16 protein-coding genes are annotated in these 13,749 nt (G+C 59.4%); 11 read left to right on the top strand and 5 right to left on the bottom strand.

The window, feature by feature from the left end:
- Positions 1 to 60: 60 nt before the first annotated feature.
- The gene (locus QUE89_RS15840; RefSeq protein ID WP_286221001.1) at positions 61 to 1,506 is read right to left on the bottom strand and encodes a coniferyl aldehyde dehydrogenase; all 1,446 of its coding nucleotides are present in this window, start codon (positions 1,504 to 1,506) and stop codon (positions 61 to 63) included.
- 179 nt (positions 1,507 to 1,685) lie between these two features.
- Here QUE89_RS15840 and QUE89_RS15835 point away from each other — a divergent pair, with 179 nt between their 5' ends.
- The 6 genes from QUE89_RS15835 (at position 1,686) to QUE89_RS15810 (ending at position 7,248) form a co-directional block, all read left to right on the top strand.
- The gene (locus QUE89_RS15835) at positions 1,686 to 2,378 is read left to right on the top strand and encodes a TetR/AcrR family transcriptional regulator (protein ID WP_286221000.1); all 693 of its coding nucleotides are present in this window, start codon (positions 1,686 to 1,688) and stop codon (positions 2,376 to 2,378) included.
- Between the two features lie 287 nt (positions 2,379 to 2,665).
- Positions 2,666 to 3,676, top strand: a complete 1,011-nt coding sequence (locus QUE89_RS15830; protein ID WP_286220999.1) for a TRAP transporter substrate-binding protein — start codon at positions 2,666 to 2,668, stop codon at positions 3,674 to 3,676.
- 65 nt (positions 3,677 to 3,741) lie between these two features.
- Positions 3,742 to 4,350, top strand: a complete 609-nt coding sequence (locus tag QUE89_RS15825; protein WP_286220998.1) for a TRAP transporter small permease subunit — start codon at positions 3,742 to 3,744, stop codon at positions 4,348 to 4,350.
- Complete coding sequence (locus QUE89_RS15820; protein WP_286220997.1) at positions 4,343 to 5,659, top strand: TRAP transporter large permease; 1,317 nt, start codon at positions 4,343 to 4,345, stop codon at positions 5,657 to 5,659. The genes QUE89_RS15825 and QUE89_RS15820 overlap by 8 nt, the downstream gene beginning before the upstream one ends.
- Positions 5,656 to 6,180: a gluconokinase gene (locus tag QUE89_RS15815; RefSeq protein WP_286220996.1), complete on the top strand. Its 525-nt coding sequence runs from the start codon at positions 5,656 to 5,658 to the stop codon at positions 6,178 to 6,180. Before QUE89_RS15820 ends, QUE89_RS15815 begins: the two co-directional genes overlap by 4 nt.
- A 69-nt stretch (positions 6,181 to 6,249) precedes the next feature.
- Positions 6,250 to 7,248, top strand: coding sequence for a substrate-binding domain-containing protein (locus QUE89_RS15810; RefSeq protein ID WP_286220995.1), 999 nt, complete (start codon positions 6,250 to 6,252; stop codon positions 7,246 to 7,248).
- A gap of 37 nt (positions 7,249 to 7,285) precedes the next feature.
- On the opposite strand, the gene yihA is transcribed toward QUE89_RS15810, so the two are convergent.
- Entirely contained in the window at positions 7,286 to 7,918 is a 633-nt protein-coding gene (gene yihA, locus QUE89_RS15805; protein WP_041340125.1) for a ribosome biogenesis GTP-binding protein YihA/YsxC, read from the bottom strand.
- A 174-nt stretch (positions 7,919 to 8,092) separates the two neighbouring features.
- Between yihA and QUE89_RS15800 the strand changes: the two genes are divergently transcribed.
- From QUE89_RS15800 to QUE89_RS15790, 3 genes are all read left to right on the top strand, one after another.
- Positions 8,093 to 8,701 carry a c-type cytochrome gene (locus tag QUE89_RS15800; RefSeq protein WP_286220994.1) on the top strand — a complete coding sequence of 203 codons (609 nt, stop codon included), beginning with the start codon at positions 8,093 to 8,095 and terminating at the stop codon, positions 8,699 to 8,701.
- Positions 8,702 to 8,862: 161 nt separating this feature from the next.
- Positions 8,863 to 9,495 (top strand): thiol:disulfide interchange protein DsbA/DsbL, encoded by a 633-nt coding sequence (locus QUE89_RS15795; protein WP_286220993.1) that lies wholly within the window; start codon positions 8,863 to 8,865, stop codon positions 9,493 to 9,495.
- An 81-nt stretch (positions 9,496 to 9,576) separates the two neighbouring features.
- Positions 9,577 to 10,437: an endonuclease/exonuclease/phosphatase family protein gene (locus tag QUE89_RS15790; protein ID WP_286220992.1), complete on the top strand. Its 861-nt coding sequence runs from the start codon at positions 9,577 to 9,579 to the stop codon at positions 10,435 to 10,437.
- A 79-nt stretch (positions 10,438 to 10,516) separates the two neighbouring features.
- On the opposite strand, the gene rpmG is transcribed toward QUE89_RS15790, so the two are convergent.
- The 3 genes from rpmG to radC all read right to left on the bottom strand — a co-directional run bounded on the left by rpmG (position 10,517) and on the right by radC (position 11,812).
- Positions 10,517 to 10,672: a 50S ribosomal protein L33 gene (gene rpmG / locus QUE89_RS15785; protein WP_008173465.1), complete on the bottom strand. Its 156-nt coding sequence runs from the start codon at positions 10,670 to 10,672 to the stop codon at positions 10,517 to 10,519.
- Between the two features lie 11 nt (positions 10,673 to 10,683).
- Positions 10,684 to 10,920: a 50S ribosomal protein L28 gene (rpmB, locus tag QUE89_RS15780; protein ID WP_091988362.1), complete on the bottom strand. Its 237-nt coding sequence runs from the start codon at positions 10,918 to 10,920 to the stop codon at positions 10,684 to 10,686.
- 217 nt (positions 10,921 to 11,137) lie between these two features.
- Entirely contained in the window at positions 11,138 to 11,812 is a 675-nt protein-coding gene (gene radC / locus QUE89_RS15775) for a RadC family protein (RefSeq protein WP_286220991.1), read from the bottom strand.
- Positions 11,813 to 11,993: 181 nt separating this feature from the next.
- Here radC and coaBC point away from each other — a divergent pair, with 181 nt between their 5' ends.
- Positions 11,994 to 13,196 carry a bifunctional phosphopantothenoylcysteine decarboxylase/phosphopantothenate--cysteine ligase CoaBC gene (gene coaBC / locus QUE89_RS15770; protein WP_286220990.1) on the top strand — a complete coding sequence of 401 codons (1,203 nt, stop codon included), beginning with the start codon at positions 11,994 to 11,996 and terminating at the stop codon, positions 13,194 to 13,196.
- Positions 13,197 to 13,232: 36 nt separating this feature from the next.
- Entirely contained in the window at positions 13,233 to 13,694 is a 462-nt protein-coding gene (gene dut / locus QUE89_RS15765) for a dUTP diphosphatase (protein WP_286220989.1), read from the top strand.
- Positions 13,695 to 13,749: the final 55 nt, after the last annotated feature.

Here is a 13,749-nt window from a genome sequence, read left to right as displayed (position 1 = left end):
TCTTGTTATTGTCCTTGGGGCTTTGGATGGCGGGGGCATTGCTTGCCCCCGCGCCAGGTCTCAGCGGATGAAGAGCTTGTATATCATCTTGTGGGCAGCGGTGCCGTGCGGTGCGTACACAAATTTGCCGCTGTTGAATTTCTGTTTGGCAAAAATTGCCCGGTGGTGGGAGAAGGTCAGGAAGCCTTCCTTGCCATGGTAGTGGCCCATGCCGGAGTCGCCGACACCGCCGAATGGCAGATCATCCTGAGCCACATGCATGAGCGCATCGTTGATGCACATACCGCCGGAGTGGGTGTTGTCCACCACATGCTGCTGCTGGCTCTTGTCGTAGCCGAAGAAATACAGGGCCAGCGGCCGAGGCCGATCATTGATGTAATGCAAGGCCTCATCCAGGCCGCTGTAACTGACCACCGGCAGCAGCGGGCCGAAGATCTCATCCTGCATCACTTTCATGTCCGGTGTGGTGTTCAGGATCAGGGTCAGCGGGATTTTCCGGGTACCATCACCCAGGTTTTCCCGGGCCGGGTTGATTTCGATCAGCTCGGCACCTTTGGCGCGGGCGTCTTCCAGGTAACCTTGAAGGCGGTCGTATTGGCGCTCGTTGATGATGGCGGTGTAGTCGTCGTTGTCACGCAGGCTGGGGTACATGTCCGAGAACCGGGTGCGGAATTCATCCACGAAGGCCTGTACCCGGTCAGCAGGACACAGCACATAGTCCGGGGCAACGCAGGTCTGGCCGGCGTTCAGGGCCTTGCCGAAGGCAATGCGCTGGGCTGCGTCTTCCATCGGCACCTCGGGCGCGACAATGGCCGGGGACTTGCCGCCGAGTTCCAGGGTGACCGGGGTGAGGTTTTCGGCCGCAGCCCGCATCACCAGCTTGCCAACCGAGGTCGAGCCCGTGAACAGCAGGTGATCGAAGGGCCGGGCGGAGAAGTCGGCGGCGACATCGGCCTCGCCGGTAATGACGGAAACCAGTTCTTCCGGGAAAGTAGCTTCAATGATTTCCTTGAACAGCGCCGAGGTGTGCGGGGTGAACTCGGACATCTTGATCATGGTGCGGTTGCCGGCCGCCAGTGACGCCACCAGTGGTCCCACCGCCAGGTACAGCGGGTAGTTCCAGGGCACGATAACCCCGACCACGCCCTTGGGCTGGTAGTGCACTTTGTTGCTGGCGGGCTGGAACAGCACCGATACGTGCCGTTTCGACGGCTTCATCCACTCGCCCAGATGCTTCAGGGTGTAGTTGATGCCCTGGATAGACGGCATCACCTCGGCAATCAATGATTCGTCCCGGGACCGGCAGCTGAAATCCCGGTCAATGGCCTCGAGCAGGCGCTCTTGATTGGTCAGCAGGGTACGCTTCAGGCGCTTCAGGTTTTCCTTGCGCTCAGTGAGCGAGGGCATGGGGTTGCTACGAAACGCCTGCTTTTGATCCTGAAAAACCCGGTGGGTGTGCTGGATCTGCTTTTTACTTTCGGTAAGCTGAACGACCGTGGCTCCCATACTCTGCTCCCTCCGTTCACTGCCGGCGTATCGGGCCAGTAGTGTGCGGTTCTGTAGTGGTGAAAATGTGCGCAATTTGCGCTTAGCGGTATTATTAGAGTATATACTCTAGGGAGTCAAGCAGGGTACGGTGGCCTATCAGGCCATCCTCAAGGCACCTAACAACCGCCGGCAAGTTTATGAAAACAAGAGACAAGATTCTGCTCTCAAGTCTGGAGCTGTTTAACGAACGGGGCGAGCGTAACGTCACTACCAATCATATAGCGGCGCACCTGGCGATTTCGCCGGGTAATCTGTATTACCACTTCCGCAACAAGTCGGACATCATTTACGAAATCTTCCTCGAGTACGAAAAGCTGGTGGATTTCTACCTGGATATCCCGGAAGACCGGGCCATGACGCTCGCCGACATGACTTTCTACCTGGAGTCGGTGTTCGATGGCCTGTGGAGTTACCGGTTTTTTCACCGCGATCTGGAATACCTGCTGGACAGCGATCAGCGCCTGCGCCAGGACTACCGGGAGTTCACTCAGCGCTGCCTCACGGCCATCAATCGCATTTTCGAGCGGTTGGCGGAGGCGGGCATCATCGAGGCACAGCCGGAGGCTTTGCGTGCTGCCATGTCGCTGAACGTGTGGCTGGTAGTGACTAACTGGATGGCATTCCTGAAAACCGCGCACGCTGAGGAAACCTACGCCAACCTGACCCTGAACGAACTCAAGCAGGGCATCTACCAGGTGCTGACCATGGAGCTGCCATACCTCACGCCGGCCTATCGGGACCGGGTGCTGGCGTTGCGGGAGCAGTACCGGCCAACGCTGTCGACTCAGGAGGAGGCGGCACCTGAACTGAGCCGGGTGGCGAGCCGCTAGGTCTGTTTAAAAAGCAACCGCATCAGGGAACTTTCATTAACGCTTGCCGTCATAGGAGTGGACGTAGGAAATCCGGACATTTCTTGCGTCTCCTGAGTGAGTTCTCAGGTTTTAGCACGTCGCAAACCCTGACGTTTCACCGGTCTGTCTCTGGCAGACCGGTTTTTTTATGTTTTTTTCTCTGCTTCTGCCGCCTGCCTATGCTTGCCAGCACTTTTTGTTTTAACTAGACTCGCAAATGTTACCGGTAACATTTACCGATACAAAAACAACCAGGAGTCCCACGTATGTTTACCAAAAGACTTGCCGCTGGCCTGATCTCGGCCACTTTCGCGCTTCACGCCGCTGCCGCCGATTTTAATTTCAAGTTCCAGTCGTCAGACCCGTCCGGCGTCAAGAACTTTGAGGTCCAGCAGGAGTGGGCCGACCGGGTGGAAAAAATGTCGGGCGGACGGGTCAGCATTGATCTGCTCCCGGTTGGCAGTGTGGTCAGTCACACCGAAACCCTCGGTGCCATGAAAATGGGCGTGCTCGATGGCCATATCTCAGTCACCGGTTACTTTTCCGGTCAGGACCCGGCCTTTGGCCTGATCGGTAATACCGTGGGTGCCTGGTCGAGCCCGGACCAGCTCATTGACTACATCAACCATGGCGGTGGCTACGAGCTGATGAACGAACTCTACCGCCCGTACGGTGTGAAGTTTGTTGGCGGTGGTGGTACTGGCCTGGAATCGTTCGTCTCCAAGAAGCCGCTGAACGGCGTTGAAGACCTCAAGGGTCTGAAGATGCGCGCCCCTGAAGGCCTGGTACAGTCGGTGTTCGCCGCCGCTGGTGCCGCACCGGTCAATCTGCCGGGCTCTGAGGTTTACACCGCGCTGGGCAAGGGTGTGATCGACGCCGCTGACTACACGGTGTTCTCCACCAACCACAACGCCGGCCTACACGAAATTGCCGCGCATCCGGTGTATCCGGGCTTCCACTCCCTGCCGCTGATCGAGATCGCAATGGGTCTAAAGGCTTGGGAAAAACTGCCGGAAGACATCCAGACCATCATGACGGTATCGGCACGGGATTTCGCCCAGGACATCAGCACCCAACTGGCCATGGCGGACAAGACCGCGGTCATGGAAGCACGCGCCAACCCGGAGATTACCGTCCACGACTGGTCAGCCGAGGAGCGCCGGAAGTTCCGCACCATCGCCCGCGACCAGTGGAAAGCGTACGCCGAGCAGTCCCCCAACGCCGAGAAGGTCTACAACTCAGTGACAGCCTACCTCGAGTCGCAAGGCTTGCTCTGATCTGATTCCGTCCCCTACCGATACCCTCCGGCCCCGTGTTCAGGGGTCGGAGTCGGGAGTTTCTAATGTCTGCTGAACATGAACCAACAGGGCGGGCGCCAGGTGATCTGGTGCCGGAGCCCCCAGAGGATGTTGGCTTTACGCCACTGGATCGCGCCATCGTGTGGTTGGGCAAAAAGTTGAGTCTGGTCTTTGCCCTTATCGCTGTGGTGTCCCTGTACGAAATTGTCCGCCGCTACCTGTTCAACTCGCCCACCCTGTGGGTGCATGAGACCGTCACCTTTGCCGGTGCCACGTTGTTCGTGCTGGGCGGGTTGTACGCACTGGCGACGGACAAGCACGTTCGCATTGTGCTGGTGTACGACTCGGTGTCGCCGGCCGTCCAGCGCTGTCTTCGGGTTGTGCATCATCTTCTGGGGTTGTTGTTCAGCAGTCTGCTGCTCTATGCCAGCTGGTTCATGGCCCAGTCGGCAGTCGTCGCGCCCTGGGGCGGCTGGCGGCTTGAGACCTCCGGCTCGGCCTGGAATCCGCCATTCCCTGCGTTGCTGAAGGTCATCATCTTCGTTGCCGTGGCCATTCTCACGCTGCAATTTCTGCTGCACCTGATTCGCGACCTGCGTAATAAACCCACGCCTGACCAGGCTTCGGACGACAAGGGAGAGCGCAATGTTTGAACTTGCTTCCATGGGCATTGGTTACGGCAGCCTGCTGATGCTGGGGTTGCTGATCCTGTTGTTGCTGACAGGGATGCAGCTGGCGTTTGCCACCGGTCTGGTGGCTCTGCTGTTTGCGCTGGGCTGGTTTGGCCCGGACGCACTGCCGATTGTCAGTAGCCGGCTGTACAGCTTTATTGGCAATTATGTGTTCCTGGCGGTGCCGATGTTCGTGCTGATGGCGTCGCTGCTGGACCACTCCGGTATTGCCCGGGACCTGTTTGACGCCATGGCCCGCCTGGGTCGTCGCCTGCGCGGTGGTGTTGCCATACAGACCCTGGTGGTGGCGGTTATCCTGGCGTCCATGTCCGGGGTGATTGGCGGCGAAACCGTGCTGCTGGGCATCCTGGCACTGCCCCAGATGCTGCGCCTGGGCTACGACCGCAAGCTGGCCATTGGTACTACCTGTGCAGGCGGTGCCTTGGGCACCATGCTGCCTCCAAGTATCGTGCTGATCATTTATGGCCTGACCGCCAACGTCTCCATCGGTGACCTGTTCAAGGGTGCCTTTTTGCCGGCGCTGCTGCTGGCCCTGCTGTACATGGGTTACGTGCTGATCCGGGTCTGGCTAAAACCGGAGATGGCGCCGCTGCCATCCGATCAGGATCAGCCGGACACGCCGGCGCCCAATTTCTTCAAGGCCCTGCTGTTTCCCATCCTGTCGGTAGTAGTGGTGCTCGGTAGCATCTACGGTGGCGTTGCTTCGGTGACCGAGGCTTCGGCCCTGGGTGTGATCGGTATTGCGCTCAGCACCTGGGTGCGTGGTGAGCTGTCGCTGGACATGATTCGCAAAGCCACCATCAGCACCCTGCGGGTGTGTGGCATGATCATCTGGATCGGTATCGGTGCAACCGCATTGGTGGGTGTATACAACCTGATGGGCGGCATCGACTTTGTCCGGGACATGGTGTTCGCGGTCAGTGGCGGCGATGCACTGCTAACCATCCTGTTCATGATGCTGATCCTGCTGGTGCTGGGCATGTTCCTGGACTGGGTCGGCGTGGCCTTGCTGACCATGCCGATTTTCGTGCCGATTGTGGTCGAGCTGGGGTACAGCCCGATCTGGTTCGGGGTGGTGTTCTGCATGAACATGCAGGTGTCCTTCCTGTCGCCGCCATTCGGACCGGCCGCGTTCTACCTGAAAACGGTGGCGCCGAAAGACATCTCCCTGGGTGAGATCTTCCAGTCACTGCTGCCGTTCATTGTGCTTCAGATTATCGCGCTGGGGCTGTTGATCGCCTTCCCGCAACTGGCACTGTGGTGGCAATGATGGCGAGCGTACCGAAACTGGTTGTCATGGGGGTGTCAGGCTGTGGCAAGAGTCTGGTGGGGAGTCTGCTGGCACAGGAGCTGGCGGTTCCCTTCTTTGATGCTGACAGTTACCACAGCCGCGCCAATGTCGAGAAGATGGCCAGTGGCATCCCGCTGACCGATGACGATCGGGCCGACTGGCTGACCGATCTGGCTGAGTTGGTCCGGCAACAGGACGCCGGTCTGGTGCTGGCCTGCTCGGCACTGAAGCGAGCCTATCGCGAGCGCTTGCGGTCCGACAACCCGGAGCTGCGCATCGTCTATCTTCAGGGTGACTACCAGACCATCTGGGCGAGGCTATCGCGGCGTCAGGACCATTACTTCAATGGTCAGGCCATGCTCGAGAGCCAGTTTCAGCTATTGCAGGAGCCCGAGCCGGACGAGGGTGCCGTCACCCTCGATGTCACCGGTCGTCCGGAGAGCCTGGTGCGCCAGTGCCTTGCGGCGCTGGCCCCAACCGGGGAAGATGCCAGGGGCTGAAGCCGGTGCCCGCACCGGCGTCTATTCGAATCTTCGCCAGCCGCCTCTCTGTCGTAGCAGGAATCATGCATGGGTAAGAACAAGCGTCCGACGTTGCAGGACATTGCCGACCGGGTTGGCACCACCAAGATGACGGTCAGTCGCTGCCTGCGCGGTGGCGATAACGTGTCCGAGAAGATGCGGGAACTCATCTTTGCCGAAGCCGAGGCCCTCGGTTACATTCCGAACCGGGCACCGGACCTGTTGTCCAAATCCAAGAGTCACGCCGTCGGGGTGCTGCTGCCTTCGCTGACTAACCAGGTGTTCGCTGACGTCATCAAGGGGATTGAGTCGGTCACCGAACAGGCCGGGTACCATCTGATGCTGGCCCACTACGGCTATAGTCCGGAGATTGAGGAGCGTAGCCTGGCGTCGCTGCTGTCCTACAACGTTGACGGTGTGATCCTGTCCGAGAGCCAGCACACCGATCGAACCTTCCGGATGCTGGAAACCGCCGGCGTGCCCACGGTCGAGATCATGGATACCCACACCCGGCCGTTTGAGCAGGCTGTCGGCTTTGACAACGTTCAGGCCGCCTACGATATGGTGCGGGAAATGATTCGCCGGGGCCGCACCGCCATCGTCTACCTGGCGGTGCGTCTGGATGCCCGAACCCTGCAACGGCAGGAGGGTTATGTCAGGGCCATGACCGAAGCCGGTTTGACGCCGGTGACCCTGCGTAGCGAACAGCGGTCGTCGTTCAGCGTCGGGGCCACGCTGTTAAAGCGTATCCTGGCGGACAATCCCAACACCGATGCCATCTTCTGCACCAATGACGACGTCGCCATCGGTGCTTATTTTGAGTGTCAGCGTCAGGGTATTGCGGTGCCACAGGGCATCGCCATTGCCGGATTCCACGGCCACGATGTCGGGCAGGTGATGGTCCCGCGCCTTGCCAGTGTCATTACCCCGCGGGAAGCGGTGGGGCAGCGGGCGGCCCGGGAACTGCTGGCGCGACTGTCCGGTCAGCCCCAGGGCGAAACCTGTATTGATCTGGGCTACCGGATCGAGTGCGGCGGCACTCTTTAACTGAACGCGGCTAATCTCTGTTTGGCGGGCTGACGGCTCAGTCGTCGGCCGGTGCCTCCAGCCAGTTCGTCAGCGCCTCCCGGCACTCATCCACACCCCGTTTCGATGTCGCTGAAAACATGATCAGATGATGCACGCAACTGAACGGTTTCAGGTCTTTGGCGATGCCCATCATGGCAGTTTTGGCCTGGCCGAATTTCAGTTTGTCGGCCTTGGTGGCCAGAATCATCAGCGGAAGGTTGTTATGTTCACACCATTCCACCATCATTTGGTCGAATTCAGTGAGCGGGTGGCGGATATCCATCACCAGCACCAGACCGCGTAGGCAGCGCCGGTCGTTCAGGTAGTGGCCCAGGTGTTTTTGCCAGTCGTCTTTCAGATCCCGGGACACTTTGGCATAGCCATAGCCTGGCAGGTCCACCAGGCGGCAGCCCTCGCGGTTCAGGGTGAAGAAGTTGATCAACCGGGTGCGGCCCGGTGTTTTACTGGTCCGGGCCAGCTTGCCATGGGCGGTGATCGCATTGAGTGCGCTGGACTTGCCGGCGTTGGAGCGGCCGGCGAAGGCCACTTCGGCACCAAAATCCGGTGGGCATTCGTCCAGTCGGGAGGCGCTGATCAAGAAGCGGGCACTGTTGAAAGAGACGGAGTTCGGGGTCAGATCAGGGTCCACAGCGGTTGGCTTTCCTTTGGATTTCAGTTATCAGGGATTAATGTATAATGCTACACCAAATCCGGGCGGCGCGCTGAGCGCGACCGCTGTCAGTCCCGGTTTTGCGCCTGATTGGTCAGTGCCTGCCGGCTGCACAACGAAGAATACCTTTAAGATGAGAGAAGCGGAGCGAGCATGAAAAAACTGATCGCAGGAGTTGTTCTCGGTGTAAGCCTCACAGCGATGGCGCACGGGGCAGGAGATCCTCAAGCAGGCGAACAGAACGCAGCGGTATGTGCCGGATGTCATGGCCAGGCCGGCCAGAAGCCGATCATGGGTAGCTATCCCAAGCTGTCTGGGTTGGGTGAAAAGTACCTGTACAATCAACTGGTGGCAATCCAGTCCGGCGATCGTGCGATTGCCGAAATGACGGGTCTTCTGAACGGTAAATCCGAGCAAGAGCTGCAGGATCTGGCCGCTTACTTCGACGACCAGGACATGCCCCTGAGTCAGGCCAACCCGGATCTGATTGAGCAGGGCGCGGCCCTCTACCGGGGTGGCAACATGGCCTCCGGTGTGCCAGCCTGTGCCGGTTGTCACAGCCCGCAGGGCAAGGGCAACGAGCCGGGTGGCTACCCCCGCCTGAGTGGCCAGAACGCCGAGTACATCAGTAAGCAGCTGAAGGCTTACCGTGGCGGCGAGCGGGCCACTGGCTCCAACGCGGCCATCATGATGGACGTGGCGGCCAAGCTGACCGACGCCGAGATCGAGGCGGTTGCCAACTACGTGTCTGGCCTGCACTGATTGAACAGCGTCTAGCCGAGACTCCAAAGACCCCGCCTCAGGCGGGGTTTTTTATTGCTTACGGCTCTGTAACCCGGCGATTTACTCTGTCTGTGGAACTTTTTCCGCTGGCTGGGTCATAATCCCTCACACTTACGACTTCACGATATCGGAGATGTCCAATGATCAGAACACTTGGAGCAGCAGCTTTCCTGGCTGCGATGTTTGCCTTTGGTGCCCCGGCCAGTGCCGAAACCTGGGAAGAGGGAACTCACTATCAGAAACTGGATACGCCGGTTCGCACCGACGACAACGGCAAGATCGAAGTGGCTGAGGTGTTTTGGTATGGCTGCCCGCACTGCTACAACTTCAAGCCGGTGGTTGAGGCCTGGGAAGAAGACATGGCCGACGATGTCGAGTTCGTGATGTTGCCGGCCGCCCTTGGCCGTTCCTGGGAGCCCCATGCCCGCGCTTACTACGCGCTTGATGCCATGGGTGAGCTGCACAAGGTGCATGACGCACTGTTTGATGCCCTGGCCGGCGAGCGCCGTCAGCTGAACACTCCGGAGGCACTGGCGGACTTCGTGGCCGGCCATGGTGTCGATGGTGAGGCGTTCCTGAAGAACTACCAGAGCTTTGGTGTGAACGCCCGGATGCAGCAAGCCCAGGCGAAAATTCGTGGGGCGCGCATCACCGGTGTTCCAACTATGCTGGTAAATGGCAAATACAAAGTGAGCGCTTCCATGGCCGGCAGTCACGAGGCAGCCCTGGACGTTGTCGATTACCTGGTCGCCAAGGAGCGTGAAGCGAAGTAACGGGGTCGTCCGCGGCCTTCGGGTCGCGGAATCTTCGCCTTCGGGTTGCGGAACCTTCGAGAGAAGAGTGGGGCAGGCAGCATGTACAAGCGAATCCGTAAGCAGTTCAGCGGGACGGCGAAAGCGGTTGATACGTCTCGCAGTACTTGCTCGGGCTTTGAGCATGTTCCGGAGTTTGAGCCCCACCGACACATCCGGTTGCTGACCTTCAATATCCAGGTTGGCATCAATACCTCATCCTATCGGCACTATCTGACCCGCAGCTGGCAGCACATCCTGCCTCACCGCAACCGGATTCAGACCCTGGACCGCATTGCCCATCTGATTGGTAACTACGACGTGGTCGCGTTGCAGGAGTGCGACGGCGGCAGCCTGCGCAGTGGTTACATCAATCAGGTTCAGTATCTGGCCGAAGCGGCGGGTATTCCCTACTGGTACCAGCAGCTGAATCGCAATCTCGGGCAGATCGCCCAGCACAGCAACGGTTTGCTGAGTCGTTTCCGGCCGCTGGATGTCACCGAGCACAAATTGCCCGGATTGATTCCGGGGCGAGGCGCCATTATTGCCCGCTATGGCTCTGAGGATGATCCGCTGGTGTTGGTGCTGATGCACCTGTCGCTGAGTAAGGCGGCGCAGCAGCGCCAGCTCGGCTACATTCGCGAGCTGATCGCCGACTACCAGCATGTGGTGCTGATGGGGGATATGAATAATCACGCCGAAGAGTTGCTGACCCAGACCCCGTTAAAGGAAACCGATCTGATCCCGCTTCCGGAGTCGGCGCACAGTTTCCCAAGTTGGCGGCCGGAAAAGGCGTTGGATCATATTCTGGTGAGTCCGTCGCTGGAAATCCGCCGGTCAGAAGTGGTGAGTTACCCGGTTTCGGACCACCTGCCTATCGCTATGGATGTGGCGCTGCCGAAAGGGTATTTGGAGACTTTCTAGTTTCGGTTCAGGTATAGAATATCAGGCACAAAAAAACCCGGCGCAAGGCCGGGTTTTTTTGTGGATGCCGGATCAATGATTACTTGATCTTGGCTTCCTTGTACGCAACGTGCTTGCGGACAACCGGATCATACTTTTTGATCTCGATCTTTTCCGGAGTGTTACGCTTGTTCTTTTTGGTCGTGTAGAAGTGACCAGTGCCTGCTGATGATACCAGCTTGATTTTCTCGCGCATGATGCGGCTCCTTAAAATTTCTCGCCGCGGGCACGAAGGTCTGCCAGCACAGCGTCAATGCCTTTTTTGTCGATGATGCGCATGCCCTTGGTGGATACGCGCAGCTTCACGAAACGCTTCTCGGACTCAACCCAGAAACGGTGGTTCTGCAGATTCGGCAGAAAACGACGACGAGTGTGGTTCATCGCGTGGGAAACATTGTTACCTGATAGCGGACGCTTACCGGTAACCTGACAAACTCTGGACATACTTGCCTCCGACCTGAGCAATGGTCTCTATAGTACAAATTCGTTTTAAATGCGTCTCTGGTTGCTAAGGAACGCTAACGCCCCTGTTTCGCGCCTCTAAACTGAACGCTGCTCGCCAGACGCCGCCAGAAAGGGACGCTTTTATACCAGAACTCGCCCCCCAACGCAAAAAATTGTTGGGAATTTGGCCAGTTTCCCGGCGCAATGGTTCGGGCAATTACATCAGCCCCCGTTCAGCCAGTGATACTACCTCACCGTGGCCGACAACCATATGGTCAAGAACCCTGATATCGACCAGAGTCAGTGCCTCTTTCAAGCGCCGGGTCAGGGCCACGTCCGCCTCGCTCGGTTCGGCCACCCCGGACGGGTGGTTGTGGGCAAAGATAACAGCGGCGGCATTGTCCTCCAGGGCCTGGCGCACCACCTCGCGGGGGTACACTGCGGCGCCGTCAATGGTGCCACGGAACAGCTCCCGGTATTGGATAACCCGATGCCGGTTGTCGAGAAACAGGCCGGCGAAGACTTCGTGGGGGTAGGTGCCGAGCCGGCTGGTCAGGAATCGCCGGGTGTCGTCCGGCGAGCGCAACGGGTCGCCCTGGCGTAGTGGTTCATCCATCACCCGCCGGGCCATCTCCATGGCGGCCTGGACCTGGGCGTATTTGGCGGTACCCAGTCCCTTGGTGTCACAGAATTGGCTGCGGGAGGCGGTCATCAGGCCGCGCAGGCTGCCAAATCGGTTGATCAGAGTGCGTGCCATAGTCATCACCGGTATGCCGGTGGTGCCGGTGCGCAGGAAGATGGCCAGTAGTTCGGCGTCCGACAGGCTGTCGGCGCCATGGGCGAGCAGCCGTTCCCGGGGGCGCTCGTCCGGGCGCCAGGAGGAGGTGTTCATACGCTTTCCTTGCAGGTTCTTGGTGGCTCCAGACGCATCCTGCGTCGGCCTCGATTTGAGGTTACAAAGGTTACTTTAAAAAGTAACAATCGGTAAACGACGGGCCACGCTTGCAGGCTGTCTGTGGCGCCTGAGCATGCTATCTTATAAGCCTTTCTTTTTATGAAGATACGGAGCCCCTATGGCCGCCAAACGAATTCTGCTGGGCATTACCGGCGGTATTGCTGCCTATAAGAGCGCAGAGCTTGTTCGTCTGCTGAAAAAGGCTGGCCACAGCGTGAGGGTAGTCATGACCCGCGGTGCCGAGGCCTTTGTCACTCCGCTGACCTTCCAGGCCCTCAGTGGCGAGCCGGTTCGGACCTCGTTGCTGGACCCGGAGGCCGAAGCCGGCATGGGGCACATCGAATTGGCGAAATGGGCGGATCAGGTGGTTATCGCACCGGCCTCGGCGGATTTTATCGCTCGCCTGGCCAATGGCATGGCCGATGATCTGCTGACTACCCTGTGCTGTGCCACCGAAGCGCCGATTGCTGTTGCGCCGGCGATGAATCAGGCGATGTGGGGCAATCGCCGCACCCAGCGCAATCTCCGGTTATTGCAGGACGATCCGCAGATTACGCTGTGGGGGCCGGACCAGGGTGAGCAGGCCTGTGGCGATACCGGTCCGGGGCGGATGCTGGAGCCGCTGGTGCTGGCCGGATTGGTCGCCGGCCAGCCGTCTACCGGTGCCCTGACGGGCAAACGAGTGGTGATTACCGCCGGGCCGACTCGAGAGCCGATTGACCCGGTGCGCTACATCAGCAACCACAGTTCCGGAAAGATGGGCTACGCCTTGGCCGCGGCCGCCCGGGATGCTGGTGCAGAGGTGGTGCTTATCAGCGGTCCGGTTGCCATACCGGCGCCGTCCGGTGTCGAGGTGCGCAATGTGACGACCGCTGCGGACATGCTTCAGGCGTCGTCAGACGCGGTCGATGCCGGCTGCGACCTGTTTATCGCCAGTGCGGCGGTCGCCGATTACCGGCCACAGAGCTGCGAGCCCGACAAGATCAAGAAATCCAGCGAGCAGATGGCGCTGTCGCTGGTGCGTAATCCGGACACCCTGGCCACCATTGCCGCCAGGGCCGATGCGCCCTTTACCGTGGGCTTTGCCGCCGAAACCACCGACGTGGCCCGGTACGCCATCGACAAGATGCAGCGTAAGAAGCTCCGGATGATTGTCGCCAACGACGTCTCGGTGCCGGGGCTCGGCTTCAACAGTGACAACAACGCGGTGACGGTGTTCTGGCCGGAGGGGCAGGCGTCGATCGGGCCGGACAGCAAGCAACGAATTGCCGATCGCCTGATGGCATTGGTCGGCGAACATCTTCACCAGGCGGCGGGCTGAGCTCGAACCGCTTCCTCTTTCAGTAATAGGACGATTATGACCACCAAAAAACTTCAGGTGCGGATACTGGATGAACGTATTGGCCAGCAGATTGCGTTCCCGGAATACGCCACCGATGGCTCTGCCGGTCTGGACCTCCGGGCCTGCCTCGACCAGCCTCTGACCCTTGAACCGGGTCAGACCCAGCTGATCAAAACCGGCTTGTCGATTCATATCGGGGATCCGGCCCTGGCGGCGATGATCCTTCCGCGTAGCGGACTCGGTCATAAGCACGGCATCGTACTGGGTAACCTGGTCGGGCTGATCGATTCCGACTATCAGGGTGAGCTCATGGTGTCCTGCTGGAACCGTGGCCAGACCACGTTCACCATCGAGGTGGGAGAGCGCATTGCCCAGCTGGTTCTGGTGCCGGTGGTGCAGGCGGATTTCGAAGTGGTGTCAGAATTCGATGCCAGTGACCGCGGTGAGGGCGGCTTTGGGTCGACCGGTACCCACTGAGTCGCGGCCCTGCCACGCACAACCCCAGACCGGCGTCTATACTGAGCGCAACGTG

The organism is Marinobacter sp. LA51 (genome assembly GCF_030297175.1).
Classification (GTDB): Bacteria; Pseudomonadota; Gammaproteobacteria; order Pseudomonadales; family Oleiphilaceae; genus Marinobacter; species Marinobacter apostichopi.
The sequence above is the reverse complement of the archived record's forward strand: the minus strand, read 5'-3'. Positions and strand labels throughout refer to the sequence as shown.